The sequence below is a fragment of the Pseudotabrizicola sp. 4114 genome (genome assembly GCF_031457365.1).
Taxonomy (GTDB): Bacteria; Pseudomonadota; Alphaproteobacteria; order Rhodobacterales; family Rhodobacteraceae; genus Pseudotabrizicola.
On sequence record NZ_JAVDWP010000003.1, the window covers coordinates 388,624 to 410,417 of the forward strand.

22 protein-coding genes are annotated in these 21,794 nt (G+C 65.6%); 10 read left to right on the plus strand and 12 right to left on the minus strand.

Going from position 1 to position 21,794, the window contains the following annotated elements; all coding sequences use genetic code 11:
- The first annotated feature begins 97 nt into the window (after positions 1-97).
- The 3 genes from J2X53_RS09310 to J2X53_RS09320 are packed head-to-tail and all read left to right on the plus strand — an operon-like array spanning position 98 to position 4,012.
- Positions 98-1,360, plus strand: a complete 1,263-nt coding sequence (locus J2X53_RS09310; RefSeq protein WP_349037211.1) for a sugar phosphate nucleotidyltransferase — start codon at positions 98-100, stop codon at positions 1,358-1,360.
- Positions 1,360-3,486 (plus strand): glycogen debranching protein GlgX, encoded by a 2,127-nt coding sequence (gene glgX / locus J2X53_RS09315; RefSeq protein WP_349037212.1) that lies wholly within the window; start codon positions 1,360-1,362, stop codon positions 3,484-3,486. Before J2X53_RS09310 ends, glgX begins: the two co-directional genes overlap by 1 nt.
- 40 nt (positions 3,487-3,526) lie before the next feature.
- Complete coding sequence (locus tag J2X53_RS09320) at positions 3,527-4,012, plus strand: DUF2383 domain-containing protein (protein WP_349037213.1); 486 nt, start codon at positions 3,527-3,529, stop codon at positions 4,010-4,012.
- Positions 4,013-4,131: 119 nt separating this feature from the next.
- On the opposite strand, the gene J2X53_RS09325 is transcribed toward J2X53_RS09320, so the two are convergent.
- Together J2X53_RS09325 and edd are read right to left on the minus strand one after the other, a co-directional pair.
- The gene (locus tag J2X53_RS09325) at positions 4,132-4,773 is read right to left on the minus strand and encodes a bifunctional 4-hydroxy-2-oxoglutarate aldolase/2-dehydro-3-deoxy-phosphogluconate aldolase (RefSeq protein ID WP_349037214.1); all 642 of its coding nucleotides are present in this window, start codon (positions 4,771-4,773) and stop codon (positions 4,132-4,134) included.
- Between the two features lie 148 nt (positions 4,774-4,921).
- Entirely contained in the window at positions 4,922-6,727 is a 1,806-nt protein-coding gene (gene edd / locus J2X53_RS09330) for a phosphogluconate dehydratase (RefSeq protein WP_349037215.1), read from the minus strand.
- A gap of 189 nt (positions 6,728-6,916) precedes the next feature.
- Between edd and J2X53_RS09335 the strand changes: the two genes are divergently transcribed.
- The 4 genes from J2X53_RS09335 to J2X53_RS09350 all read left to right on the plus strand — a co-directional run bounded on the left by J2X53_RS09335 (position 6,917) and on the right by J2X53_RS09350 (position 10,121).
- Positions 6,917-7,363: a GNAT family N-acetyltransferase gene (locus J2X53_RS09335; RefSeq protein ID WP_349037216.1), complete on the plus strand. Its 447-nt coding sequence runs from the start codon at positions 6,917-6,919 to the stop codon at positions 7,361-7,363.
- 139 nt (positions 7,364-7,502) lie between these two features.
- Positions 7,503-8,180 carry a DUF6778 family protein gene (locus J2X53_RS09340; protein ID WP_349037217.1) on the plus strand — a complete coding sequence of 226 codons (678 nt, stop codon included), beginning with the start codon at positions 7,503-7,505 and terminating at the stop codon, positions 8,178-8,180.
- Between the two features lie 104 nt (positions 8,181-8,284).
- Positions 8,285-9,469, plus strand: coding sequence for a class I SAM-dependent rRNA methyltransferase (locus J2X53_RS09345; protein WP_349037381.1), 1,185 nt, complete (start codon positions 8,285-8,287; stop codon positions 9,467-9,469).
- A 100-nt stretch (positions 9,470-9,569) separates the two neighbouring features.
- Positions 9,570-10,121: a PIN domain-containing protein gene (locus J2X53_RS09350; RefSeq protein ID WP_349037218.1), complete on the plus strand. Its 552-nt coding sequence runs from the start codon at positions 9,570-9,572 to the stop codon at positions 10,119-10,121.
- A gap of 26 nt (positions 10,122-10,147) precedes the next feature.
- On the opposite strand, the gene J2X53_RS09355 is transcribed toward J2X53_RS09350, so the two are convergent.
- The 8 genes from J2X53_RS09355 to J2X53_RS09390 all read right to left on the minus strand — a co-directional run bounded on the left by J2X53_RS09355 (position 10,148) and on the right by J2X53_RS09390 (position 16,542).
- Positions 10,148-10,492, minus strand: coding sequence for a hypothetical protein (locus J2X53_RS09355; RefSeq protein WP_349037219.1), 345 nt, complete (start codon positions 10,490-10,492; stop codon positions 10,148-10,150).
- Between the two features lie 174 nt (positions 10,493-10,666).
- Positions 10,667-11,353 carry a M48 family metallopeptidase gene (locus J2X53_RS09360; RefSeq protein ID WP_349037220.1) on the minus strand — a complete coding sequence of 229 codons (687 nt, stop codon included), beginning with the start codon at positions 11,351-11,353 and terminating at the stop codon, positions 10,667-10,669.
- A gap of 39 nt (positions 11,354-11,392) precedes the next feature.
- Entirely contained in the window at positions 11,393-11,983 is a 591-nt protein-coding gene (locus tag J2X53_RS09365; protein WP_349037221.1) for a DedA family protein, read from the minus strand.
- Positions 11,980-12,339 (minus strand): hypothetical protein, encoded by a 360-nt coding sequence (locus tag J2X53_RS09370; RefSeq protein ID WP_349037222.1) that lies wholly within the window; start codon positions 12,337-12,339, stop codon positions 11,980-11,982. Before J2X53_RS09370 ends, J2X53_RS09365 begins: the two co-directional genes overlap by 4 nt.
- Positions 12,336-13,517, minus strand: coding sequence for a VWA domain-containing protein (locus tag J2X53_RS09375; RefSeq protein ID WP_349037223.1), 1,182 nt, complete (start codon positions 13,515-13,517; stop codon positions 12,336-12,338). The genes J2X53_RS09370 and J2X53_RS09375 overlap by 4 nt, the downstream gene beginning before the upstream one ends.
- A gap of 26 nt (positions 13,518-13,543) precedes the next feature.
- Complete coding sequence (locus tag J2X53_RS09380; RefSeq protein WP_199489456.1) at positions 13,544-13,711, minus strand: hypothetical protein; 168 nt, start codon at positions 13,709-13,711, stop codon at positions 13,544-13,546.
- 40 nt (positions 13,712-13,751) lie between these two features.
- Positions 13,752-15,125, minus strand: a complete 1,374-nt coding sequence (locus J2X53_RS09385; protein ID WP_349037224.1) for a DUF2927 domain-containing protein — start codon at positions 15,123-15,125, stop codon at positions 13,752-13,754.
- 577 nt (positions 15,126-15,702) lie between these two features.
- Complete coding sequence (locus tag J2X53_RS09390; RefSeq protein ID WP_349037225.1) at positions 15,703-16,542, minus strand: MoxR family ATPase; 840 nt, start codon at positions 16,540-16,542, stop codon at positions 15,703-15,705.
- A 170-nt stretch (positions 16,543-16,712) separates the two neighbouring features.
- Between J2X53_RS09390 and dksA the strand changes: the two genes are divergently transcribed.
- The 3 genes from dksA to J2X53_RS09405 all read left to right on the plus strand — a co-directional run bounded on the left by dksA (position 16,713) and on the right by J2X53_RS09405 (position 18,992).
- The gene (dksA, locus tag J2X53_RS09395) at positions 16,713-17,135 is read left to right on the plus strand and encodes an RNA polymerase-binding protein DksA (protein WP_304800058.1); all 423 of its coding nucleotides are present in this window, start codon (positions 16,713-16,715) and stop codon (positions 17,133-17,135) included.
- Between the two features lie 96 nt (positions 17,136-17,231).
- The gene (locus J2X53_RS09400; RefSeq protein WP_349037226.1) at positions 17,232-18,425 is read left to right on the plus strand and encodes an FAD-dependent monooxygenase; all 1,194 of its coding nucleotides are present in this window, start codon (positions 17,232-17,234) and stop codon (positions 18,423-18,425) included.
- Positions 18,426-18,500: 75 nt separating this feature from the next.
- Positions 18,501-18,992 carry a DUF1203 domain-containing protein gene (locus J2X53_RS09405; protein WP_349037227.1) on the plus strand — a complete coding sequence of 164 codons (492 nt, stop codon included), beginning with the start codon at positions 18,501-18,503 and terminating at the stop codon, positions 18,990-18,992.
- A gap of 258 nt (positions 18,993-19,250) precedes the next feature.
- Here the strand turns inward: J2X53_RS09405 and J2X53_RS09410 are convergent, their stop codons facing one another.
- A complete protein-coding gene (locus J2X53_RS09410; protein ID WP_349037228.1) occupies positions 19,251-19,961 on the minus strand; it encodes a DNA alkylation repair protein in 711 nt (236 codons plus the stop codon).
- A complete protein-coding gene (gene glmS, locus J2X53_RS09415) occupies positions 19,958-21,793 on the minus strand; it encodes a glutamine--fructose-6-phosphate transaminase (isomerizing) (RefSeq protein WP_349037229.1) in 1,836 nt (611 codons plus the stop codon). The genes J2X53_RS09410 and glmS overlap by 4 nt, the downstream gene beginning before the upstream one ends.
- Between the last annotated feature and the right edge of the window lies 1 nt (position 21,794).

Sequence of the window (21,794 nt, forward strand, 5' to 3'; positions counted from 1 at the left end):
AGGGGTTTGCGGCGTTGTGGTGCAGATGTCCGAACGGACCGGTGCGCTCTGCCCGCACTCGTGCCCCTTTCCCCCTTTTTGCCCGGAGTTCCGCAAAATGGCCGATCATGTGTCTGATGTGACTGATCCTGTTCTGGCGACCAAAGGTGCGCCTGTCGCCATCCTGCTGGCCGGGGGGCGCGGGTCGCGGCTGTATGAGCTGACCGACCGGACCTGCAAACCGGCGCTGCCGTTTGTGCGGCGGCGGCGGATTGTGGATTTTACCATGGAAAACATCGTGCAGTCAGGGTTGAGCCGGGTGATCGTGGCCAGCCAGTACCGGCCCGAGACGCTGGAGGCGCATCTGGATACGGCCTGGTCGGGGCGGATCGGGGCATCGGGGATGATCCTGCGGCGGGGCGCGGATGGCGCAGATCTGACGGCGGCCCAACCGGGTTATCTGGGCACCGCAGATGCGGTCTGGAAGAACGCGGCGCAGATTGATGCGCTCGGGGCGCGTGAGGTGCTGATCCTGTCGGCGGATCATGTCTATGAGATGGATTACCGGCCGCTGATCGCGGCGCATCGTGCCTCGGACGCCAGGATCACGCTCGCTGCCAAGGTGGTGGACCGGTATGAGGCGCGCGGCTTTGGCGTGATCACGGCCAGCGGCACCGGGATGGTGACGGATTTCGTGGAAAAGCCCGATATTCCGCCGACCCTGCCGGGCGATACCGAGCATGCTTTGGCCAGCATGGGGATCTATATCTGTGACTGGCACTGGCTGCGGCAGATCCTGGCCGAGGATGCAACGACAGAGGGCAGCAGCCATGACTTCGGCCATGACATCATGCCCCGCGCGGTGCTCGCCGGTGAGGCGCATGTCTGGAACTGGGAGGCGGCAGCCGGGCGTCCGGTGTTCTGGCGCGATGTCGGCACGCTGGATGCGCTGCGCGAGACCTGGTTGCAGTTTGAAACCGGCGATGCCCCCTGCGCTTTGCCTGCGCCCGACCTGGGCGATGTGGCTCCGGCGCTGTCGCGGTTTGGCATGTCAACCTCGATCGGGGGATTGCGGCTGTTTGCGCCGCTGCGCAGCCGGATCGGGCATCCGGGCTGGGGGATGATGGAGGCGTCGGTGCTGATGGAGGGCGCGCGGCTGTCGCCGGGCTGCAGGTTGACCCGGGCGCTGATCGCGCCGGGGGTGACGCTGCCCGAAGGTCTGGTGGTGGGCGAAGACCCGGCGGAAGACCGGCGCTGGTTCCGGGTGACCGCGGGCGGCACGACGCTGGTGACCACGCAGATGCTGTCGCGCCGGGCCGCGCGGATGCCGCGCAGCCATCGCGGCATTGGCCGGCCGCTGTTTCAGCAGGCGGTGTCGTGATGCTGAAGGTGGCCCCGAAGGGGTTGGCATTTGACCGCAGTTCGGCCCGGCCTTCGGTGCTGGGCGCGGAATATGATGGCAGTGGCGTGAATTTCGCGCTGTTTTCCGATCATGCCGAGCGGGTGGAGCTGTGCCTGTTCGACGAGGACGGCGCGACCGAGACCGCCCGGCTGGATCTGCCCGAGATGGAGGGCGGGATCTGGCATGGCTATCTGCCCGGTCTGGCACCGGGGCAGGCTTACGGCTACCGTGTGCATGGGGCCTATGCGCCGGAACAGGGGCACCGGTTCAACCCCAACAAGCTGCTGCTGGACCCTTATGCGCGGCAGCTGACCGGGGCGCTGGACTGGGATGACAGCCTGTTCGGCTATGAGATCGGCACCGATGATCTGAGCTTTGATGACCGGGATTCAGCGGCGTACATGCCGAAAGCGCTGGTGGTGGACCCGGCCTATGACTGGTCGGCGGACCGCGCGCTTCTGCGCCCGTGGGAAGAGACGGTGATCTATGAGGCGCATGTCAAAGGGCTGACCATGCGGCATGACGGCGTGGTGCAGGCCGATCGTGGCACCTTTGCCGGTCTGGCATCGCGCCCGGTTCTGGACCATCTGAAAGCGCTCGGGATCACGGCGGTGGAGCTGTTGCCGGTGCAGAGCTTTGTGCAGGACCGGCATCTGCTGGAGCAGGGGCTGTCGAATTACTGGGGCTATAACACCCTGTCGTTCTTTGCGCCCAATGCGCCTTACCTCAAAACCGGGCAGTTGTCGGAAATCAAGGATGCGATCCGGCGGTTTCATGAGGCGGGCATCGAGGTGTTGCTGGATGTGGTCTATAACCACACCGCCGAGGGCAATGAGAGGGGGCCGACCCTGTCGTTCCGGGGAATCGACAACGCGTCCTATTACCTGCTGTCGCCGGAAAATCCGCGCCACAGCTTTGACACCACCGGCTGCGGCAATACGCTGAACGTGGCGCATCCGATGGTGCTGCGCATGGTGCTCGACAGCCTGCGTTATTGGGTGCAGGTGATGCATGTGGATGGGTTCCGCTTTGACCTTGCCTCGACGCTGGGACGCGAGAGTGCGGGGTTCGAGCGCGAAAGCGCGTTTTTCAATGCAATCCGGCAAGACCCGGTGCTGGCCCATGTCAAGCTGATCGCCGAGCCTTGGGATATTGGCGAGGGCGGCTATCAGGTCGGCGGCTTTCCGTGGCCGTTCCGCGAATGGAACGACAAGGCGCGCGACGATCTGCGCGCCTTCTGGCGGCGCGATGGCGGCGTGCGCGGGTCGGTGGCGGAGCGGCTGCTGGGTTCGCCGGTGCAGTTCCACCATTCGCGGCGGCCTGCGACCACCTCGGTCAACTTTCTGGCGGCGCATGACGGGTTCACGCTGTGGGACTGTCTGTCCTATGACCACAAGCACAACGAGGCCAATGGCGAAGACAATGCCGATGGCCATGACAACAACCTGTCGCACAACATGGGGGCCGAAGGGCCGACTGACGATGCCGGCATTCTGCATGGCCGGACGCGCCGGGCGCGGGCGATGCTGGCGTCTCTGCTGATGTCGCAGGGCGTGCCGATGATTTTGGCGGGTGATGAGATGGGAAACAGCCAGCACGGCAACAACAACGCCTATTGTCAGGATAATGAGCTGGCCTGGATCGACTGGCCAGAGGCCGATGCGGGGCTGATCCGCGCGACGGCGCAGATGATCGCGCTGCGGCAACAGCTGGGTCTGGCCAACCGGCGCTTTGCCGCCGGGGCGGGCGATGGCGACGGCGTGGCGGATGAGGCGGTCTGGCTGCATGCCGACGGCCGCGAGATGGGTGAGGACGACTGGGATCAGGAGGGGCCGCTCGGCCTGCTGCTGCGCCGGCCTGCGCGCGACGATGTGCTGGTGATCCTGAACGCCGGCGATGATGCCGGGTTTGTGCTGCCCGAGGGGGCATGGCTGCGGCGGCTTTGCAGCGCGGACGAGGGCGAGACCGGGCCGGAGGTGATGCAGGGCCAGATCACGGCTGCGGGTCAGGCGGTGCTGGTGCTAAGCGAAAGCGCGGATGGATGGAGGAACTTTTCGGGGCAGGGCGGCGTTGACACAGCAGAGGCCGCTTTCGCGGCCGCGTGACCCCCGGATCCCCCCGGAGCCTTTCATCAAAGGAGTTTCCATGCTGACCCCGACCACAGCTGCGATGATGCTTGACACCGAAACGGGCGAGTCGCCCGAGGCGGCCCCGGATGCCGCTGACGCGCTGCTGGCGCTGCAACGCCGGACGGCGGATGCGCTGGCGGGCTATGTGACGATGGTGGACAAGGCCGAACCGGCGTTCCGCCCGGTGGCAGAGCGCTACCGCGCGATCCACGACCGCCACAATGCCGCACTGACCGCGATGCTGATCCGCCAGGGTGTGGAGCCGGATGCGGATGGCAGTTTCATGGGCACCGTGAACAAGGCAGTGGTATCGCTGCGCGCACTGTTCGATGACATCGACTCCGATGTGATGGACAGTATCCGCAACGGCGAAAACTATGTGCTGGAGGCGTTTGACGATGCCATCGGCTCTGCCGGCATGCCGCCCGCCGATGTGACCCTGCTGCGCGACATGCGCGACGAGCTGGTGGTGCTGCTGCAGGACACGCGTCATCTGGACTGACCGCGATCAGGACAAATGACAGAACCGCCGGGGCAGGGAATGGCCCCGGCGGTTTGCTGTTCTGGGTGCCGGAGCGCGCCGCGCGGGAGTATTTTTGCCAAGTTGAAAGGCGGGGTGCCCTAACCGCGCAGGGCGCGGGCCTCGGCGGCGAGTTTGGTGATCGCGGCCCAGTCGCCGCGCTCCATCGCGTCTTTTGGCGCGACCCAGGAGCCGCCGACGCAGAGGATGTTTTTCAGCGACAGATAATCAAGGGCATTTTTCAGGCTGATGCCGCCGGTCGGGCAGAAGCTGACCTGCGGGATCGGCGAGCCGATGGATTTGAGGAAGGCCGCACCGCCCGATTGTTCGGCGGGGAAGAATTTCTGCACCGTGTAGCCCTTTTCCAGCAGGCGCATCACCTCGGACGCGGTGACGGCACCGGGCAAGAGCGGCAGCTCATATTCGGCGCAGGCGTCAAGCAGGGCGTCGGTGGCGCCGGGCGAGACGCCGAAGGTGGCCCCGGCGGCCTTGGCGGCCTTGACATCGGCGCGGGTCAGCAGGGTGCCTGCGCCCACCACACCGCCCGGAACCTCGGCCATGGCGCGGATGGCATCCAAAGCGCAGGGCGTGCGCAGGGTGACTTCCAGTGCGGGCAGGCCGCCGGCAACAAGGGCTTGCGCCAGGGGTTTGGCATGGGCCAGATCGTCGATCACCAGCACGGGGACAACGGGGGCCAGGCGGCAGACTTCGAGCGCGCGGGCGGATTGTTCGGAGGGGGTCATGGAAATCGTCCTTTGGGCGGAGGGGAGGCTGTGGGGGAGGGAGCCTCCGGCGGGAGTATTTTTGCCAAGATGAAGGGCAAAGGTCCAGAGATGGTTTTGCGCGCGGCGGGAGGGCGCGCCGCGCGGAGGGGGGCGGTTGGTGTTCCGGTCAGATCACCACGCCCGCGCCGGTATCTGAGGTGCCGACGGTCTGGCGGAAGACGTTGAACAGTTCGCGCCCGATGCCATGGCTGTTGGCCGAAAGATCAGCGGTGATGGCGGGGCGCGCGTCAAAATCATCGGCCAGCACGGTGAGGGTGCCTGCAACCGCATCGAGCCGGATCACGTCGCCGTCGCGCAGGCGGGCGAGGGGGCCGCCCTTGGCCGCCTCGGGGGAGACGTGGATGGCGGCGGGCACTTTGCCGGAGGCCCCCGACATGCGGCCATCGGTGACGAGGGCCACCTTCAACCCGCGATCCTGCAGGATCATCAGGGTGGGGGTGAGCGAGTGCAGCTCTGGCATGCCATTGGCGCTGGGGCCCTGAAAGCGCACGACAACGATGGTGTCAGAGGTGAACTCACCGGCCTTGAACGCGGCTTTGACCGCATCTTGCGTGTGGAAGATCCGGGCCGGGGCTTCGACAATGTGCCGCTCTGGCGCGACGGCAGAGACCTTGATCACGCCGCGGCCCAGATTGCCGGAGAGTTGTTTCAGCCCGCCGGTGATGGCGAAGGGGTCGGCGGCGGGGCGCACGATTTTCTCGTTGAGGCTGTCGCGCGGGCCATCCTGCCAGCCGAGCTTGCCATCCTTGAGCGTGGGTTCCTGACGGTAGGCGTTGAGACCTTCGCCGGAAATGGTCTTGGCGTCTTCGTGCAGCAGCCCCGCATCCAGCAGCTGGTTGATCAGGAATTGCAAACCCCCGGCGGCGTGGAAATGGTTCACGTCGGCCAGACCGTTGGGGTAGACCTTGGCCATCAAGGGCACCACATCGGACAGATCGGCAAAATCCTGCAGATCGAGGATCACGCCGGAGGCGCGGGCCATGGCGGGCAGGTGCAGCACCAGGTTGGTCGAGCCGCCGGTCGCCATCAACCCGACGAGGCCGTTGACATAGGCGCGTTCATCCAGGATCTCGCCCGCCGGGCGGAAATCATTGCCAAGGGCGGTGATCTGCGCGGCGCGTTCCACCGCTGCCGTGGTCAACGCGTCGCGCAGGGGCGTGCCGGGGTTGACGAAGCTGGAGCCGGGCAGGTGCAGGCCCATGAATTCCATCAGCATCTGGTTGGTGTTGGCAGTGCCGTAAAAGGTGCAGGTGCCGGCGCCATGGTAGCTGGCCATTTCCGCCGCCATCAGCTCGTCGCGCGAGGCCTTGCCTTCGGCATAGGCGTTGCGGACGGCGGATTTCTGATCGTTGGGGATGCCGGAGGTCATCGGCCCGGCGGGGACGAACACCGCCGGGATATGGCCGAAGCTGGCGGCGGCGATGATCAGACCTGGCACGATCTTGTCGCAGACGCCGAGGTAGAGGGCGGAGTCGAAGGTGTTGTGCGACAGCGCGACCCCGGCCGCGAGGGCGATCACATCGCGGGAGAACAGCGACAGCTCCATCCCGGGCTGGCCTTGGGTCACGCCGTCACACATGGCGGGCACGCCGCCCGCCACCTGCGCGGTGGCCCCGGCGGCGCGGGCGGCGGTGCGGATCAGGTCGGGGTAACGTTCGAACGGCTGGTGGGCCGAAAGCATGTCATTATAGGCGGTGACGATGCCGATATTGGGGGCGCGGGTGGTGGCGAGGGTGGATTTGTCCTCTTCCATCGCGGCATAGGCATGGGCCTGATTGCCGCAGGTCAGGTGGCTGCGCGCGGGGCCAGCGGCCACCGCAGCGGCCATCTGGCGCAGATAATCGCCCCGGCGGCCATGGCTGCGTTCGCGGATGCGATCAGTGACGCGGGCGATGGTGGGGTGCAGGGTCATGGCGGGCCTTTGGGGTTGTGGCTTGCGATGGGGGGAGTGTAGCAGATTTTGTTAGCGCTAACAAGGGTTGGGGTGGGCAAACGAACGGTGTATGTTCAGGCTTGCAGGATCGGGCCGGAAGGGCAATCCGGCCGATGTTGCCGGGAACAGAGACGCTTCAATACGGCGCTCTGGCAGACGGAGAACCTTATGAACATTCTGGTTCGGCGTGGCACACGAGGGGATGCACCTGCGGCGGTAGAGACCTTGCGCCGATCTATTTCGGACTTGTGCGAGATTGATTATCAGGACGATCCGCACAGGCTCGCACAGTGGCTGCGCAACAAGACAGAAGCCTCTTGGATGGCGTGGATTGATCGTGACGACGCGACCGTGCTGGTGGCAGACAGGGCCGGTAAACTTGCCAGTGTGGGGATGGTGGACCATCTTGGAAACATCCTTCTGAACTGCGTTCACCCGGAGGCACGGTTTTGCGGTGTCAGCAAGGCGATGCTCGCGTCGCTTGAGGATGTCGCGCGGGGGCATCATGCCGAACGATGCCGGCTTGAAACCACCAGAACGGCCCGCGCGTTTTACGAGCGGTGTGGGTATGTGCCGCTAAAGGGCAGCACAGCCCACCTGTCGAAGTCGCTTTAGCGCGTGTTCGCAATGGGCGCTTTTGCCCCCCCGGCCACCACAATACCCCGCTTTTGCACGCATTCGCGCGCAATCGTGCCATGTTTGGCCGGTAATCCTGTCAGGGCAAGGGGAAAGACCTCCCCCGGAGGATGTGGTGATGAAGACGTTTGTTTTTCCTATGTTGGCCGTGGTGATGGGTCTGTCTGCCTGTGCGGGTGGCGGGCCGGATGTGATGCGGTCGGACCGGACGCAGATGACGCTGGCGACGCAGGGGCCAGGTGCGGCGGTGGAGCCCGTGCGGCAGGTGCTGGCGGCGCAATATGATGTGGAAGACATCCGCATCTCGGTGCCCAGCAAGCTGAAGGTCTCGGAAGCCAACATGTTCTATCCGGTGGCAGACATTGTCTGGCGCGGCGAGCCGATGGGCAACCGTCATGCGCAAGTTATGTCGATCTTCAAGGAAGCGATGGACCGGGGGACGCATACGATGACCACGGGCCGCAAGGTGCTGGTGGATATCGAGGTGGAGCGGTTCCATTCGGTGACGGAAAAGACCCGCTACACGGTGGGCGGCACCCATTCGATGCGGTTCACGCTGACGGTGCGGGATGCGGCCACGGGTATGGTGATTGACGGGCCGCGTCTGGTGGCGGCGGATGCCAAGGCGGCCGGCGGGGCGCAGGCGGTGGCCGAGGAACAGATGGGCCGCACCCAGCGGGTGGTGGTCGTCGAGCGGCTGGCCAGTGCGATCCGGTCAGAGCTGTCGGCGCGGGTGACAGACCCGATGCTGATCAGCCGGGCGCTGTCGCAGCCGAGTGATGTGACCCTGCGCTGAGGGGCATTTCCCAAAGGATCAAGTTCGGGTAAAGGGAGGGGATGATGACCCCTCCCTTTGCGCATGACGCCCCCGACTCCGCTTTTGATGATGCTCCCCGTGCGATGCCGGTGGTGCGGTTGAAACCCAAGGCCGAGGCGCGGGCGATCCGCCATGGCTTCCCTTGGGTCTATAGTGACGAGCTGGTCACCGACCGGCGCACCCAAGGGCTGACCCCCGGCACGCTGGCGGTGCTGGAGGATGGCGAGCGCCGGGCGCTGGGGCTGGTGACGGTCAACCCGAAATCAAAGATCATCTGCCGGATGCTGGATCGTGACCCGGAAGCGGTGATTGATCAGGCCTGGTTCGAGACGCGGATTGCGCGGGCCGAAGCGATGCGGACGCGGTTGTTTGACGCGCCGTTCTACCGGCTGGTGCATGCCGAGGCCGATGGCTTGCCCGGCGTGGTGATCGACCGGTTCGGCGATGTCGCGGTGGTGCAGCCGAACGCGGCCTGGGCCGAGGCGCATCTGGAGATGCTCGTGGCCGCTTTGGTGGCGGTGACCGGGGTGAGTTCCGTGGTCAAGAACGGCGCGGGCCGCTCGCGGGTGCTGGAAGGGCTAACCGAAGAGGTTGCGGTCGTGCGCGGCGCGGTGGACGGGCCGGTGACGGTGCCGATGAACGGCGCGCTCTATATGGCCGACCTGTTGGGCGGGCAGAAGACCGGGTTGTTTTATGACCAGCGGCCCAACCATGCCTTTACGGCACGACTGGCGCAGGGCGCGCGGGTGCTGGATCTGTTTTCCCATGTCGGCGGCTTCGGGCTGGCCTGTCTGGCCGCCGGGGCGGAAAGCGCTTTGGCGGTTGATGGCTCTGCACCTGCGCTGGCCTTGGCGTCGCAGGGTGCGGCGGCGATGGGGGTCGAGGCCCGCTTTGCCACGCGTCAGGGCGATGCCTTTGACGTGCTGGAGGCTTTGGGGACCGAAGGTGCGCAGTTTGATCTGGTGATCTGTGATCCGCCGGCCTTTGCCCCCGCCAAACCGGCGCTGGAGGCGGGATTGCGCGCCTATGAGCGGGTGGCGCGGCTGGCGGCCCCGCTTGTCGCACCGGGCGGTTATCTGGTGCTGTGCTCGTGTTCGCATGCGGCTGACCTGTCGTCGTTCCGCAATGCGTCGGGGCGTGGGATCGGGCGCGGTGGGCGGCGAGCTCAGCTGATCCACACCGGCTTTGCCGGGCCGGATCACCCGATGCTGCCGCAACTGGCGGAATCGGGGTATCTGAAGGCGCTGACCTTCCGGCTGGATGGCTGATGCTGGGGCACTCTTGCCTTGATTGCGGGCCGTCATCGCTTGGCGGGGGTGGCGGGGTGAACCCCGCCCTACACCTTCCGGCGAAGACTGCGCGTACCCGATGAGGGCAGTTCTGGATGCCTGCGTGCTGTATCCCACGGTATTGCGTGAGATCCTGATGGGCTGTGCAGCGGCGGGGCTGTATACACCGCTGTTTTCCGAGCGGATCCTGCGCGAATGGGTGCGGGCGACGGCCAAGCTGGGGGCGGTGCAGCAAGACATTGCCACCGGCGAGGCGGCGCTCTTGCGCACGCAATTTCCGGGGGCTGTGCTGCGGGAATACAGTAACATCGAGGCGCGACTGTTGTTGCCTGACCCCGATGATGTGCATGTGCTGGCGGTCGCCATCGGCGGCTCTGCCGATTGCATCGTGACCTTCAACGCTATGGATTTCCCCCGTCATCTGCTGGCCGAAGAAGGGGTGGAGCGGCGCGATCCGGACGGGTTCCTGTGCGAGCTGTGGTCGCACGCCCCGGATACCGTGGCGGAGGTGGTGAACCGGGTTCACGCAACTGCCTGCCGGTTGTCGGGTGAAACGTTCAGCCGCAAGTCCCTGTTGAAACGGGCGCGGCTGAACCGGCTGGCCAAGGCCCTGGACGCGGCAGAAGGATAACCCACTGCCGCGTCCATTTGCGCGGATCAGTTGGCGGGGGGCGCAGTCGGCTCGGGAACCGGATCGACGGCGGGAAGGTCGTCTGCGGTCTGCGGGTCCACGTTCTGCGCCGGAACGCCGGGTGTTGGTTGATCGGCTTGCGGCACAGCAACCGGGTCGGATTGGTTGGGGGTCGTCTCTGGCACCACCTGATCGCCGGTGCGGCTGTCAATCTGGGTTTGCGAGCCCTGTGCCGGATCGCTTTCGGCAACCTCGTAGCCAACCCACCACAAATAGCCGAGGCCGACGGCCAGCACCACGACGATCATGCCGATCAGTGGGCCACGGTGGCGGCGCTTTTGCTTTTCGATGTTGGTTTGTGGGGCGGACATGGGGCCTCCTGCATTTAAGTGTCTTTTGTCTGAACACAGAAGGAACGCGCGAGGAGGCGCAGGGTTCCCGTGAAACGCAAGTCAGCGTCGGCTTGCCAGGTGCAGATCAGCGCACCTGCCCGCTGAAGTCAGCGGACTTGCCCGTTGAAGATCAACGGGCTTGCCCGTTGCAGGTCAACGGGCCTGCCAGCGGATTTCGGCGGCTTCGATGGCTTTGATCCGTTCGTCGGTTTTCGGATGGCTGAGCAGCCAGGCGGGAATACCGGCGCCGGCGTTGTCGGTCAGCGCCTGCAATTTGCGGAACAGCGACTTTTGCGGCGCGGTGCCGATGCCGGACTTGACCAGCAGCGCACTGGCATAGGCATCGGCCTCGAACTCGTCGCGCCGTGACAGGCGGGCCATCAGCGCAGTCGAGATCAGATTGGCGATCCACACGCCCAGAAACGGGATGAAACGGTTCAGCAGCGCCGAAAGCATGATGAACACCGCGTTCTGGCCGGTAAAGTCGATCATCCGGCGGCGGGTGTGGCCAAGGGCGACATGGCCCAGCTCATGCGCGATCACGGCGGCCAGCTCTTCGGCGCTGACCTCGCCGCGCGCCTTGCGGTTGAGAAACCCACGCGTCAGGAAGATGCGACCATCGGGCGCGGCGAGGCCGTTGACCGCGTCGATCTCGTACACATTGACCTTGATCGTGGGGATGTCGAGCGCTGCCGCCATCCGGTCGGCCAGCCGGGTGATGGCGGGGTCGGTCAGCGGCTGACTTTCCTGATCCAGCATCCTGGCGGTGCGCCACACCGAAAACCGCCACATCAACAGGGCGTAGCCGATGGCGAGGATGACGGGCAGGAACTTGATCATGCCGTGGAATATGGGGCGGGGGGCGCGAAAGGGAAAGGGCTAGTCGCCGCGTTTTGCCAGATGCCAGAGCCACCAGCCCAGACCTGCGGCAATCGCCCCCGCCGCCAGAAAGCCCAGGATGGAACCGGCAAATTCCGTTGCCGCCTCCAGATTGTCGCCAAAGCCATAGCCTGCGCCGACATAGACCCCGACCCAGACCAGCTCTCCCGCCACGGCGGCGGTGGTGAAGGGCAGCCAGTGCATGCGGCTGGCCCCGGCGATCAGGTTGGCATAGGGCGCAAGCGGGCTGATCAGCCAGCGGCTGAGGAACACCGCGATGGTGCCACGCTCGGCGACCAGAGAGCGGGCGCGGTCAAGCAGCTGGGCGCGGGCCCCTTTGGCAAAGCGGTCGACAAAGGGCGCGCCGCCCTTGCGCGCGGCCCAATAGGCGCTCTGGTCGCCGATTGCGGCCCCGGCGAGCGCCGCGAGCGCCACCTGCCACACCTCCAGATCGTCGGAGGCGGCAAAGCCCCCCGCCGCCAGCATCAGCATCGAGGCTGGCACCGGGATGCCGATGCAGGACAAAAAGGTGACCAGCGCCACCAGCCATGGCCCATAGGTCGGCACGGCAGAGAGCATCCAGTCGGTCACGGTGCGGCGGCCCCTTCGCTGGCGCGGTCCGCGATCAGCCGGTCGATGGCAGACTCAACTTCGGCGATCAGTTGGGGCAGGGGGATGCCCTGATCTTCGGCCAGTTGCTCCAGCGTTTGCGGGCGACCCCGGACCGGGCCGGGCAGGCCTGCGGCCTCATACAGCTCCCGCGGGGGCAGCCGCCAGCTTTTGGCGACATAGCGCAGGGTCATCCAGCCCTGCACCTCCTGTTCCTGCCGGGCGGGGTCGGACCAGTAGACCACCTGCGCCACAAAACGGCCTGCAAAGAACAGGGTCAGGGCAAGGGCGATGGCAAAGCCAATGGTCAGGATGGGATGGCGGCGCAGCAGGGTCATCGGATCAGCCTTATGCCACGGGTCAGGCCCTCCAGCGTCATCGGCACCATGCGGTTGGCGAAGATGTCGGCGATCAGGCGGGTCGAGTGGGTGTAGTGCCAATGTGGTTCCGGCACCGGGTTGATCCACAGGTGATGCGGCCATTGGGCGCAGGCGCGTTCCAGCCAGACATGGCCCGCTTCGGGGTTCCAGTGCTCATTCGCGCCACCGGGGTGGAGGATTTCGTAAGGAGACATCGCGGCGTCGCCGACAAACAGGCAGCGGTATTCGGGGCCGTAGCTGCGCAGGATGTCCCATGTCGGGGTCTGCGCATCCCAGCGGCGGGCGTTGTCGCGCCAGACGCCCTCATACAGGCAGTTGTGAAAGTAGAACGGCACAAGGTGGCGGAACTCGGACCTGGCGGCAGAAAACAGCTCTTCCATCACCCTTACATAGGGGTCCATGCTGCCGCCGATGTCGAAAAAGATCAGCACCTTGACGGCGTTGCGGCGTTCGGGGCGGGTCTGCACATCCAGCCAGCCGGTGCGGGCGGTGGACTGGATGGTGCCGTCGAGGTCGAATTCCTGTGCCGCGCCGTCACGGGCCCAGCGGCGCAGGGCGCGCAGGGCGATCTTTATGTTGCGGGTGCCCAGTTCGGCTTTGTCGTCGAGGTTGCGGAAATCGCGCTTGTCCCAGACCTTGACCGCGCGCTGGTGGCGCGACTGGTCCTGCCCGATGCGCACGCCTTCGGGGTTGTAACCGTAAGCGCCGAACGGGCTGGTGCCGGCGGTGCCGATCCATTTGTTGCCGCCCTGATGGCGGCCCTTCTGCTCCTCCAGCCGCTTTTTCAGCGTCTCCATCAGCGCGTCAAAGCCGCCAAGCGCCTGAATTTCCGCGCGTTCTTCGGCGGTGAGGTGCTTTTCGGCCAGCTTTTCCAGCCAGTCGCGCGGCAGGTCGATGGCATCGAGCACCTGTTCGGGGGTGATCTGTTCCAGCCCCCGGAAGCTCTCGGCAAAGGCGCGGTCAAAGCGGTCGATGTGGCGCTCATCCTTTACCATCGCCGTGCGGGCGAGGTAGTAAAACGCATCCACATCATAGGTGGCAAGCCCTGCGGCCATGCCTTCAAGAAACGCCAGATACTCGCGCAGACTGACCGGCACGCCGGTCTTTCGAAGGCATTCGAAGAACGGCAGAAACATCGGTCAGGCTTTCCTGCGCGCGGCCATCAGGTCAGCGCGCGTTCGATGAAGATGGTCACGAACAGGCCCAGCAGCATCAGGGCAATGGCGTAGCCAGCGGCATATTGGGCCATGTCGAGCCGGTTGCCGCCGCGCTTTTTGGCGGTATAGGCCCCGAATGCGGCCCCAAAGACCAAACCTGCCAGAACGATCATCCGCTTCCCCTTGCTTTGCCGCAGGGGAAGCTTTGCCGCCTTACCCCCGCCCGCCGCGCCGGGCCAGTGTCGAGATATCCGACAACCGGGCCCGCACCTGCGCATCCGAACCGAAGGCATAGCGCGCCCAGCCCTGACTGTCGAGACGCACCGGCCGCGCCTCGGCGCTGCGGCCGGTCGCTTCCAGCGCTTCGGCGCGCATGGCGAGCAGGGAGGCGAGCAAGGATGCATTCTGATGGCTGCGCGCAACCGGGATGGCGCGGTCGGTCAGCATCAGCACCTGATCGAACTGGCCCGCCGACAGCGCAAACGCCCCCAGCTGCATATCGACATGGGCGGCCTGAATCTGCGCGCCGGGAATGGAGCGCCAGATTTGGGCGGCCTGAGTATAGGCCTCGATCGCGGCGGGGGCGTCGCGGCCGGTGAGGGCGCGGCCCCGGGCGAACAGGCTGAAGGCCATGCGGTTGCCGGTCCAGCCTTGGGCCTTGGCGATGCTGATCATCCGCTCTGCCGCGTCGGGCCGGGTGCCGCCGCGCGCGCCGAAAGATGCCTCGGTCGCGGAGATCCACGAGCGCGGGCTGAGCTGTTTGGCGCTGCCGCCGATGCCCTGACCGCGCGGGTTCAGGCGGGCGAGGATGGCGGGCAGGCGGGCCGCCACCTCGGCCTCGTTCATGCCAGAGCGCAGCTCGGGCGCATAGGTGGCGCGCAGCATCAGCATGTCAAAGCCGGTGAGCACCGAGTGGAAGTTGTCATCGTTGAACACGGAATCGGGCAGGCGGAACAGGTCGTTGAGCGGACCCATGGCCTGTGCCAGCTCTTCATGCAGGCAGTCGCGCACCTCTTGCGGCGAGGCATCGGCGGGGGCCATGATCGCCACCCGCTCACGCCGGTTCAGTTTGCCCCAGTCTACGGCGGCGGTGTTGCGCTTTTTGCTATAGTCGGCAAGGCCGGTGACATTGGGCACCACAAAGCAGGCGGCCGAAGGCACAGCGCGGCGCAGGGCGGATTTGGACTGAAAGTCGATGGTGATCGCGGCGAGGCCAGAGGTCTGGCTGATGTCCAGCCCGGCCTCAGTACGGAACCGGGTGATCAGGCGGGCCAGTTCGGAACGCGCGGCGGGGGGCACGCTGCCAGTCAGGGCGACGGTGATCGGCCCCTCGAACCGGGTCATCACCGGCAAGGCGCGACCGCTTTCCATGCGGAAATGCAGGTCAAGGAAATCACTGGCGATTTCGGTATTGCCGCGCATCACACCGATGGCGGGACCAGAGGCAAAGGCGTGCATGGCATGCGCGCCCGGACGCGACACCGGATCGTCAAAGACGCTTTTTGACACATCGGCAGCTTGGGGTGCAACGCAGGCGGTCAGGCCGGTGCTGAGGACCAGGGCGGTGAGAAGTTTGAACAGGCGCATGAGAGTGGCAGCTCTTTTGCACGAGGCGGCGCGACCCGCGCCCCCGGTTTCATTCTGTGGCCGCTGTCCGGGCAGAACCGGACAGCAGGGCCACGCGGCTGGTGACGGGAATCCCCCGATTCCCGCCCTCCGTCTGGTGCGGCGCTTGCGCGCGCAGCCAGCGGTGGGATGGCATGGGTCCGCGGTGCGGCAATCGCCGCAGGCAAAGCCCCGTCGATCCGGGTCAAAGGCGCGCAACCGGACAGAGCCGCATCGCGCAACGCGATGACGGGATCAGTCAGGAAGCTGGTGCAAGTGACCACAGGGCGCGCCTTTTCTCGGATCGGACAAATTCCAGTGAACTGGTTTTGAATGTCCGCATCGGGGCGGCTCTGTGTCAATGATGTGAATCTTCAGCCGGTCGGGCGAGTCTATCCATGGCGGCGGGATACGGGGAAAACACCGCATCTACCCGCCCGGCCACACGGGATATTTCTGAATATTTCAGAAAACTGCCATTTCGTGATGCCATTGTGGCAAAACTGTGGCTAAACCACGGCAAACACGCCCGATTCGGGCTGTGCGGGCAACAAACGAGTCACCGATTCCCGCGCGCCATAAAGGCGAGGCGTTCGAACAACTGCACATCCTGTTCGGTCTTCAAGAGCGCGCCATGCAGGCGCGGCAGCGCCGATTTTGCATCGCGCCGCAGGTCTTCGGGCGCCAGATCTTCGGCCAGCAAGAGCTTGAGCCAGTCGAGCACTTCGGAGGTCGATGGCTTTTTCTTCAGCCCCGGCGTCTCACGGATTTCGTAAAACTGGGTGAGCGCGGTGGTGAGCAGCGCCTCTTTGATGCCCGGAAAGTGCAGCGACACGATGGCCCGCAACGTCTCGGGGTCGGGGAACCGGATATAGTGAAAGAAACAGCGGCGCAGAAAGGCGTCGGGCAGTTCCTTTTCGTTGTTCGAGGTGATGATGACCACCGGGCGGTGCAGGGCGCGCACCGTCTCGCCGGTCTCATAAACGTGAAACTCCATCCGGTCGAGTTCCTGCAACAGATCGTTCGGGAATTCGATATCGGCCTTGTCCACCTCATCTATCAGCAGCACCACCCGCTCGGGCGCGGTAAAGGCCTGCCACAGCTTGCCCCGGCGGATGTAGTTTGACACATCATGCACCCGCGCCTCGCCCAGCTGGCTGTCGCGCAACCGGCTGACCGCATCATATTCATACAGGCCCTGCTGCGCCTTTGTCGTTGATTTCACGTGCCATTCGATCAGATCCATCCCCAGAGACGCCGCGACCTGCCGCGCCAGCTCGGTTTTGCCGGTGCCCGGCTCGCCCTTGACCAAGAGCGGGCGCTGCAGCGTGACGGCGGCGTTGACGGCAACGGTGAGGTCTTTGGTGGCCACGTAACTCTGGGTTGAAACAAATGTCATTCTGGTTGTGGCCTTTGTTGGTTCTGTGGGGGGCACGCTATCCAGCCGCACAAAAACGCGCAACAGCTAGTGACATTCAGATTGAAACGGGCTAGGTGCTGCGCCAACAGGAGTGCGCCATGACAGAAGCCAACCTGTCGGTGCCATCCGACACATTGGAGAGTGCTGCAATGAAGCCAGAAGCCTTCCTCCCGGACGATTACCGCCCCGCCGAGAGTGAGCCTTTCATGAATGACCGGCAGCTGGAATATTTCCGCCGCAAACTGGTCAACTGGAAGCAGGAGCTGATGGATCAGAGCGCGGAAACCCTTGGCAATCTGACCGAAAGCGGGCGCAATGTGCCGGATCTGGCAGACCGCGCCTCGGAAGAAACCGACCGCGCGCTGGAACTGCGGACCCGGGATCGTCAGCGCAAGCTGATTTCCAAGATCGAGGCGGCGCTGCGCCGGATCGACAGTGGCGAATTCGGCTATTGCGAGATGACCGGCGAGCCGATCAGCCTGAAACGGCTGGACGCGCGGCCGATTGCGACGATGACGCTGGAAGCGCAGGAAAAGCACGAGCGCCGCGAAAAGGTGCATCGCGAGGACTAGGCCTGTCGGGGTTTTTGCCCAGCCCTTTGCGGGCGGGCTGAAAGAATGACGCCGGGCCAATGGTCCGGCGTTTTGCATTTGCGGTGGGGAAGTCAGATGAGCCTGATCGGGCAAAGCGTCACGGTGCTGGGCGCAGGCGTGGCGGGGCTGGCGGTGGCCCGCGCCCTGGCCTTGCGCGGAGCGCAGGTCACGGTGCTGGAACAGGCCGATGCGGTGCGCGAGCTGGGGGCAGGCTTGCAGATCAGCCCGAACGGGGCGGCGGTGCTGCGGGCTTTGGGTCTGGGTGATGCGCTGGAGACGGTATCGACCCGCGCGGTGGCGGTAGAACTGCGCGACGGGCCGTCGGGCGATCTGGTGACGCGGCTGGATGTGGCGGGAGCTGCGGGGAAACAGGTTGGGGGCGGCTACCATTTCGCCCACCGCGCCGACCTGATCGCGCTGCTGCTGACCGGCGCGCGCGAGGCCGGGGTGGAGTTGCGGTTGTTGCAGAAGATCGACACGGTCGATCTGTCGGGCGCGCGGCCCGGCTGGCGCAATGCGCAAGGCGGCACTGGCGAGGCATCGCTGCTGATCGGGGCAGACGGTTTGCACTCAAAAGTGCGGGTGGCGCTGACCGGCAAGGTGGCACCCTTTTTCACCCATCAGGTGGCCTGGCGCGCGCTGATCCCCGAGTCTCCGGGTGCTGCGAATGTGGCCGAGGTGCATATGGCCCCGGGGCGGCATCTGGTCAGCTATCCGCTGCGCGGCGGCACGATGCGCAACATCGTGGCGGTGGAAGAGCGGCGCACTTGGGTCGAGGAAGGCTGGAGCCTGCGCGATGACACCATGGATATGAAGCTGGCCTTTGCCGGGTTTTCCCCGCGCGTGCGCGGCTGGCTGGAGCAGGTCGATGATGTCTGGCTCTGGGGGTTGTTCCGGCATCCGGTGGCAAAACAATGGTTTGCGGTGCAGGATCAGGGGGCGGCGGTGATTTTGGGCGACGCGGCGCATCCGACGCTGCCGTTTCTGGCGCAGGGGGCCTGCATGGCGCTGGAGGATGCCTGGGTGCTGGCAGAGCAGCTGGCGGCGCATGACACTCTTGCGGCGGGTCTGGCGGCCTATCAGGCGGCGCGCGCGCCGCGCTGCGCGCGGATCGTGGCGGCGGCCAATACCAATGCGCGGGTCTATCACCTGTCGGGGATGGCGCGCGGGGTCGCGCATCTGGGGCTGCGGCTGGGGTCGGTGGTGGCGCCGGGGGCGGCGCTGAAGCGGTTTGACTGGCTCTACAAACATGATGTGACCGCCGGCTGAGGGCATTGCGCAGCTTTCGGGTCGTGTTCTTTGGGGCGTCAGGGTTTTGTGGCCCTGACGCTTGAGGAGCACGCCATGTCAGAAATCACCTTTCACGCCATGCCAACCGATCTGGCGCACAACCTGCGCGCAGGGGGGCCCGATGCCTATGAGATGCCGCCCGAACGGGAGGTGTCGACCGGCAGCGGCACGCCGTGCCGGCATTGTCTGAACGACGTGTCGGAAGGGGCGGGGATGCTCATTCTGGCGCATCGCCCGTTTCCCGCGCTGCAACCCTATGCCGAAACCGGGCCGGTGTTCCTGTGCGCCGATGCGTGTGTGCGCTGGTCGGGGCAGGGGCTGCCACCGATCCTGACCAGCAGCGTGGACTATCTGCTCAAAGGCTACACGGCGGATCACCGTATTTGCTATGGCACCGGCAAGGTGGTGGCGCAGGGCGGGGTTGAGGCCTATGCTGCGGCTTTGCTGACGCGGCCAGAGATCGCCTTTGTCGATGTGCGCTCGGCCCGCAACAATTGCTTTTTGTGCCGGATCGGGCGGGCGGAGGTGGCGTTGCCGGCGGGGTGAGGCGCATTGGCCTGTCGGAGCGCCCCCCCACCCCATCCCTCCCCCACAAGGGGGGAGGGAGGCGATTGATGCGGGTGGTGGTTTTTGATGGTTCAGCGGGGCGCAGGTCCACGCTGCGCGCTCGCCCCTGTGGGAAAGAAAAGGAAGCTCTTGCTGTGGGCGGCTGTCATTGATGGCTCAGGGCGCGGCGGGCCCCACGCGGCTCCCTCCCCCTTGTGGGGAGGGATGGGGTGGGGGGTTGTGCCGACCTTGGCCGGTTCAGTCGTCGGTCATCGGCACGTCTGGCAGGCGGCGGGCGGCTTCTTTGCGGGCAAAGCTTTTCAGCCCCAGACCGGGGCCGTCCATGAATTCCGCCGTCCGGGCGGGGTCATGTTTGGACAAGGCCCCCAGCCAGTCCGCAATCGCCTTCTGGATGAACCAGTTGCGGTCGGGCACCAGATGCTCGGCCCAGACCAGCCCGGTTTCGCGGATGTCGTAATCCAGATCCTTGAGGTTGTTCATCTTTGCCCAGGGCAGCAGCATCATCAGCGCGGCGCGGCGGACCCAGTGATTGGGGCTTTCCACCCAGTCTTCCAGATCGGCGATGCGGTCGCGGTCGGCCATCAGCCGCTTTTGCCCGGCAATGGTGACCAGATCGGCCAGCGCCCAGACATCGAGCTGGGGCACCCAGTCGCAGATCAATGCCCATGCCGCCTCATCCGGGCGCAGGCGCGCCTGTGTCAGCAGCTTGGCCGCCGCGACACGGGCGTCATGCACATTCGTGTTCCACAAGCCATCGGCCAGCGAGACCCGGCCCTCGACCGACAGATCGGCGCGCCACTGCGCTACGTGTTCGTCAATCTGAGCGTTGGTCAGCCCCAGATAGCGCCGCTCCGCCTCTGGCGGGGCCTTGTGATAGGCGGCGGCCTCGGCGGCTTTGGCCGGATCGGACAAAGCTTCCAGCGTCTCAAGGGCTTGATAGGGGGTCATTCGACAGTCACCGATTTGGCCAGATTGCGCGGCTGGTCCACATCGGTCCCCTTCGCAATGGCGGTGTGATAGGCCAGCAATTGCGCTGGAACGGCATAGAGGATCGGGGCAAAGATTGCATCGACAGCGGGCATGGTCAGCGTGGCCCAGGTGCCGCTGCCCGCCTCGGCCAGACCGGCGGCATCCGAGATCAGCAGCACCTTGCCGTGCCGTGCCATCACCTCTTGCATGTTTGACACGGTCTTGTCGAACAAGGCATCGCGCGGGGCCAGCACGATCACCGGCACCTGCGCGTCGATCAGGGCGATGGGGCCGTGTTTCAGCTCGCCCGACGCATAACCTTCGGCATGGATGTAGCTGATTTCCTTGAGCTTCAGCGCCCCTTCGAGCGCCATCGGATACATCGGGCCGCGCCCCAGAAACAGGATGTCCTGCGCGCGCGCCAGCTCTTCGGCCAGCTTTGCAATCTCGGCCGACTGGCCCAGCGCGTGGTTCATCAGCCCCGGCAGCGCGTGCAAAGCGGCCAGATGCCCGGCAAGCGCGTCCGCATCCAGCCGCCCCCGGTCCACCCCGGCCTTGAGCGCCATCAGCGCCAGTACCATCAGCTGCGAGGTAAAGGCCTTGGTCGATGCGACCCCGACCTCGACCCCGGCCAGAATGGGCAGGGTCAGGTCGGATTCGCGCGCGATGGAGGAGGTGGGCACATTGACCACCGAGACCACGCGGGCCACCTTTTCTTTCGCATAGCGCAGGGCGGCGAGGGTGTCGGCGGTCTCGCCCGACTGGCTGACGAACACCGCCCATTGGGTTGGTGACAGCGGCGGTTCGCGGTAGCGGAACTCTGACGCGATGTCGATGTCGCAGGGCAGGCCCGCCAAGGCCTCAAACCAGTACTTCGCGACGTGGCAGGCATAGGACGCGGTGCCGCAGGCGACCAGTACGATGCGGTCCACCCCGGTAAAGTCCACGCCTTCGGGCAAATGCAGGGCGGGGTTCAACCCGCCATCCGCGCCGCCCTGCGAATAGTGTTGCAGCCCCGCCGCCAGCACCACCGGCTGTTCGGCGATTTCCTTGGCCATGAAATGCTTGTAACCGGCCTTTTCGATCCGGGTCGCGTCGATCTGGATCCGGGTCTCGGCGCGGTTTGCGCGGCGGTCGTGGTCATCAAAGATCTCGGCCCCCGCGCGGGTGATCACCGCCCAGTCCCCCTCTTCCAGATAGGTGATGCGGTCGGTCATCGGGGCGAGGGCGATGGCGTCGGAGCCGACAAACATCTCGCCCGTGCCATGGCCAATGGCGAGGGGGCTGCCCTTGCGCGCGGCGATCAGCAGATCCTCCTGGCCGTCGAACAGAAAGCACAGCGCAAAGGCCCCGTGCAGACGTTTCAGGGTCTGGCGCGCGGCGTCGACCGGACCGGCGCCTGCGTCCATCGCCTGCCGCACCAGCAGCGCCACGGTTTCGGTGTCGGTCTGGCTTTCCTGCGCATAGCCCGCCGCGGCCAGCTGTTCGCGCAACTCGCGGAAGTTTTCGATGATGCCGTTGTGTACCACCGCCACCGGACCGGCCTTGTGCGGATGCGCATTGCTGACCGTGGCCGCGCCATGGGTGGCCCAGCGGGTGTGGCCGATCCCGGCCTTGCCCGCCAAGGGTTCATGCACCAGCAGGTCCGACAGGTTCACCAGCTTGCCCACCGCGCGCCGGCGGTCCAGCCGCCCGTGGTTCACTGTGGCAATGCCAGCGGAGTCATAGCCGCGATATTCCAGCCGTTTCAATGCTTCGACCAACAGGGGGGCGACTTCGTGATTGCCCAGAACGCCAACAATTCCACACATA

Bases quoted from the DNA above. Each gene is read 5' to 3' on its own strand.
- J2X53_RS09400 (WP_349037226.1), top strand. From the start codon at position 17,232: ATGAGCCTGATCGGGCAAAGCGTCACGGTGCTGGGCGCAGGCGTGGCG.
- J2X53_RS09345 (WP_349037381.1), top strand. From the start codon at position 8,285: ATGCCGGTGGTGCGGTTGAAACCCAAGGCCGAGGCGCGGGCGATCCGC.
- J2X53_RS09370 (WP_349037222.1), bottom strand. From the start codon at position 12,339: ATGACCCTGCTGCGCCGCCATCCCATCCTGACCATTGGCTTTGCCATC.
- J2X53_RS09375 (WP_349037223.1), bottom strand. From the start codon at position 13,517: ATGTTTCTGCCGTTCTTCGAATGCCTTCGAAAGACCGGCGTGCCGGTC.
- J2X53_RS09310 (WP_349037211.1), top strand. From the start codon at position 98: ATGGCCGATCATGTGTCTGATGTGACTGATCCTGTTCTGGCGACCAAA.
- J2X53_RS09410 (WP_349037228.1), bottom strand. From the start codon at position 19,961: ATGACCCCCTATCAAGCCCTTGAGACGCTGGAAGCTTTGTCCGATCCG.
- J2X53_RS09335 (WP_349037216.1), top strand. From the start codon at position 6,917: ATGAACATTCTGGTTCGGCGTGGCACACGAGGGGATGCACCTGCGGCG.
- dksA (WP_304800058.1), top strand. From the start codon at position 16,713: ATGAAGCCAGAAGCCTTCCTCCCGGACGATTACCGCCCCGCCGAGAGT.
- edd (WP_349037215.1), bottom strand. From the start codon at position 6,727: ATGACCCTGCACCCCACCATCGCCCGCGTCACTGATCGCATCCGCGAA.
- J2X53_RS09385 (WP_349037224.1), bottom strand. From the start codon at position 15,125: ATGCGCCTGTTCAAACTTCTCACCGCCCTGGTCCTCAGCACCGGCCTG.
- J2X53_RS09340 (WP_349037217.1), top strand. From the start codon at position 7,503: ATGAAGACGTTTGTTTTTCCTATGTTGGCCGTGGTGATGGGTCTGTCT.
- J2X53_RS09350 (WP_349037218.1), top strand. From the start codon at position 9,570: ATGAGGGCAGTTCTGGATGCCTGCGTGCTGTATCCCACGGTATTGCGT.
- J2X53_RS09360 (WP_349037220.1), bottom strand. From the start codon at position 11,353: ATGATCAAGTTCCTGCCCGTCATCCTCGCCATCGGCTACGCCCTGTTG.
- J2X53_RS09380 (WP_199489456.1), bottom strand. From the start codon at position 13,711: ATGATCGTTCTGGCAGGTTTGGTCTTTGGGGCCGCATTCGGGGCCTAT.
- J2X53_RS09405 (WP_349037227.1), top strand. From the start codon at position 18,501: ATGTCAGAAATCACCTTTCACGCCATGCCAACCGATCTGGCGCACAAC.
- J2X53_RS09320 (WP_349037213.1), top strand. From the start codon at position 3,527: ATGCTGACCCCGACCACAGCTGCGATGATGCTTGACACCGAAACGGGC.
- glgX (WP_349037212.1), top strand. From the start codon at position 1,360: ATGCTGAAGGTGGCCCCGAAGGGGTTGGCATTTGACCGCAGTTCGGCC.
- J2X53_RS09390 (WP_349037225.1), bottom strand. From the start codon at position 16,542: ATGACATTTGTTTCAACCCAGAGTTACGTGGCCACCAAAGACCTCACC.
- J2X53_RS09325 (WP_349037214.1), bottom strand. From the start codon at position 4,773: ATGACCCCCTCCGAACAATCCGCCCGCGCGCTCGAAGTCTGCCGCCTG.
- J2X53_RS09355 (WP_349037219.1), bottom strand. From the start codon at position 10,492: ATGTCCGCCCCACAAACCAACATCGAAAAGCAAAAGCGCCGCCACCGT.
- glmS (WP_349037229.1), bottom strand. From the start codon at position 21,793: ATGTGTGGAATTGTTGGCGTTCTGGGCAATCACGAAGTCGCCCCCCTG.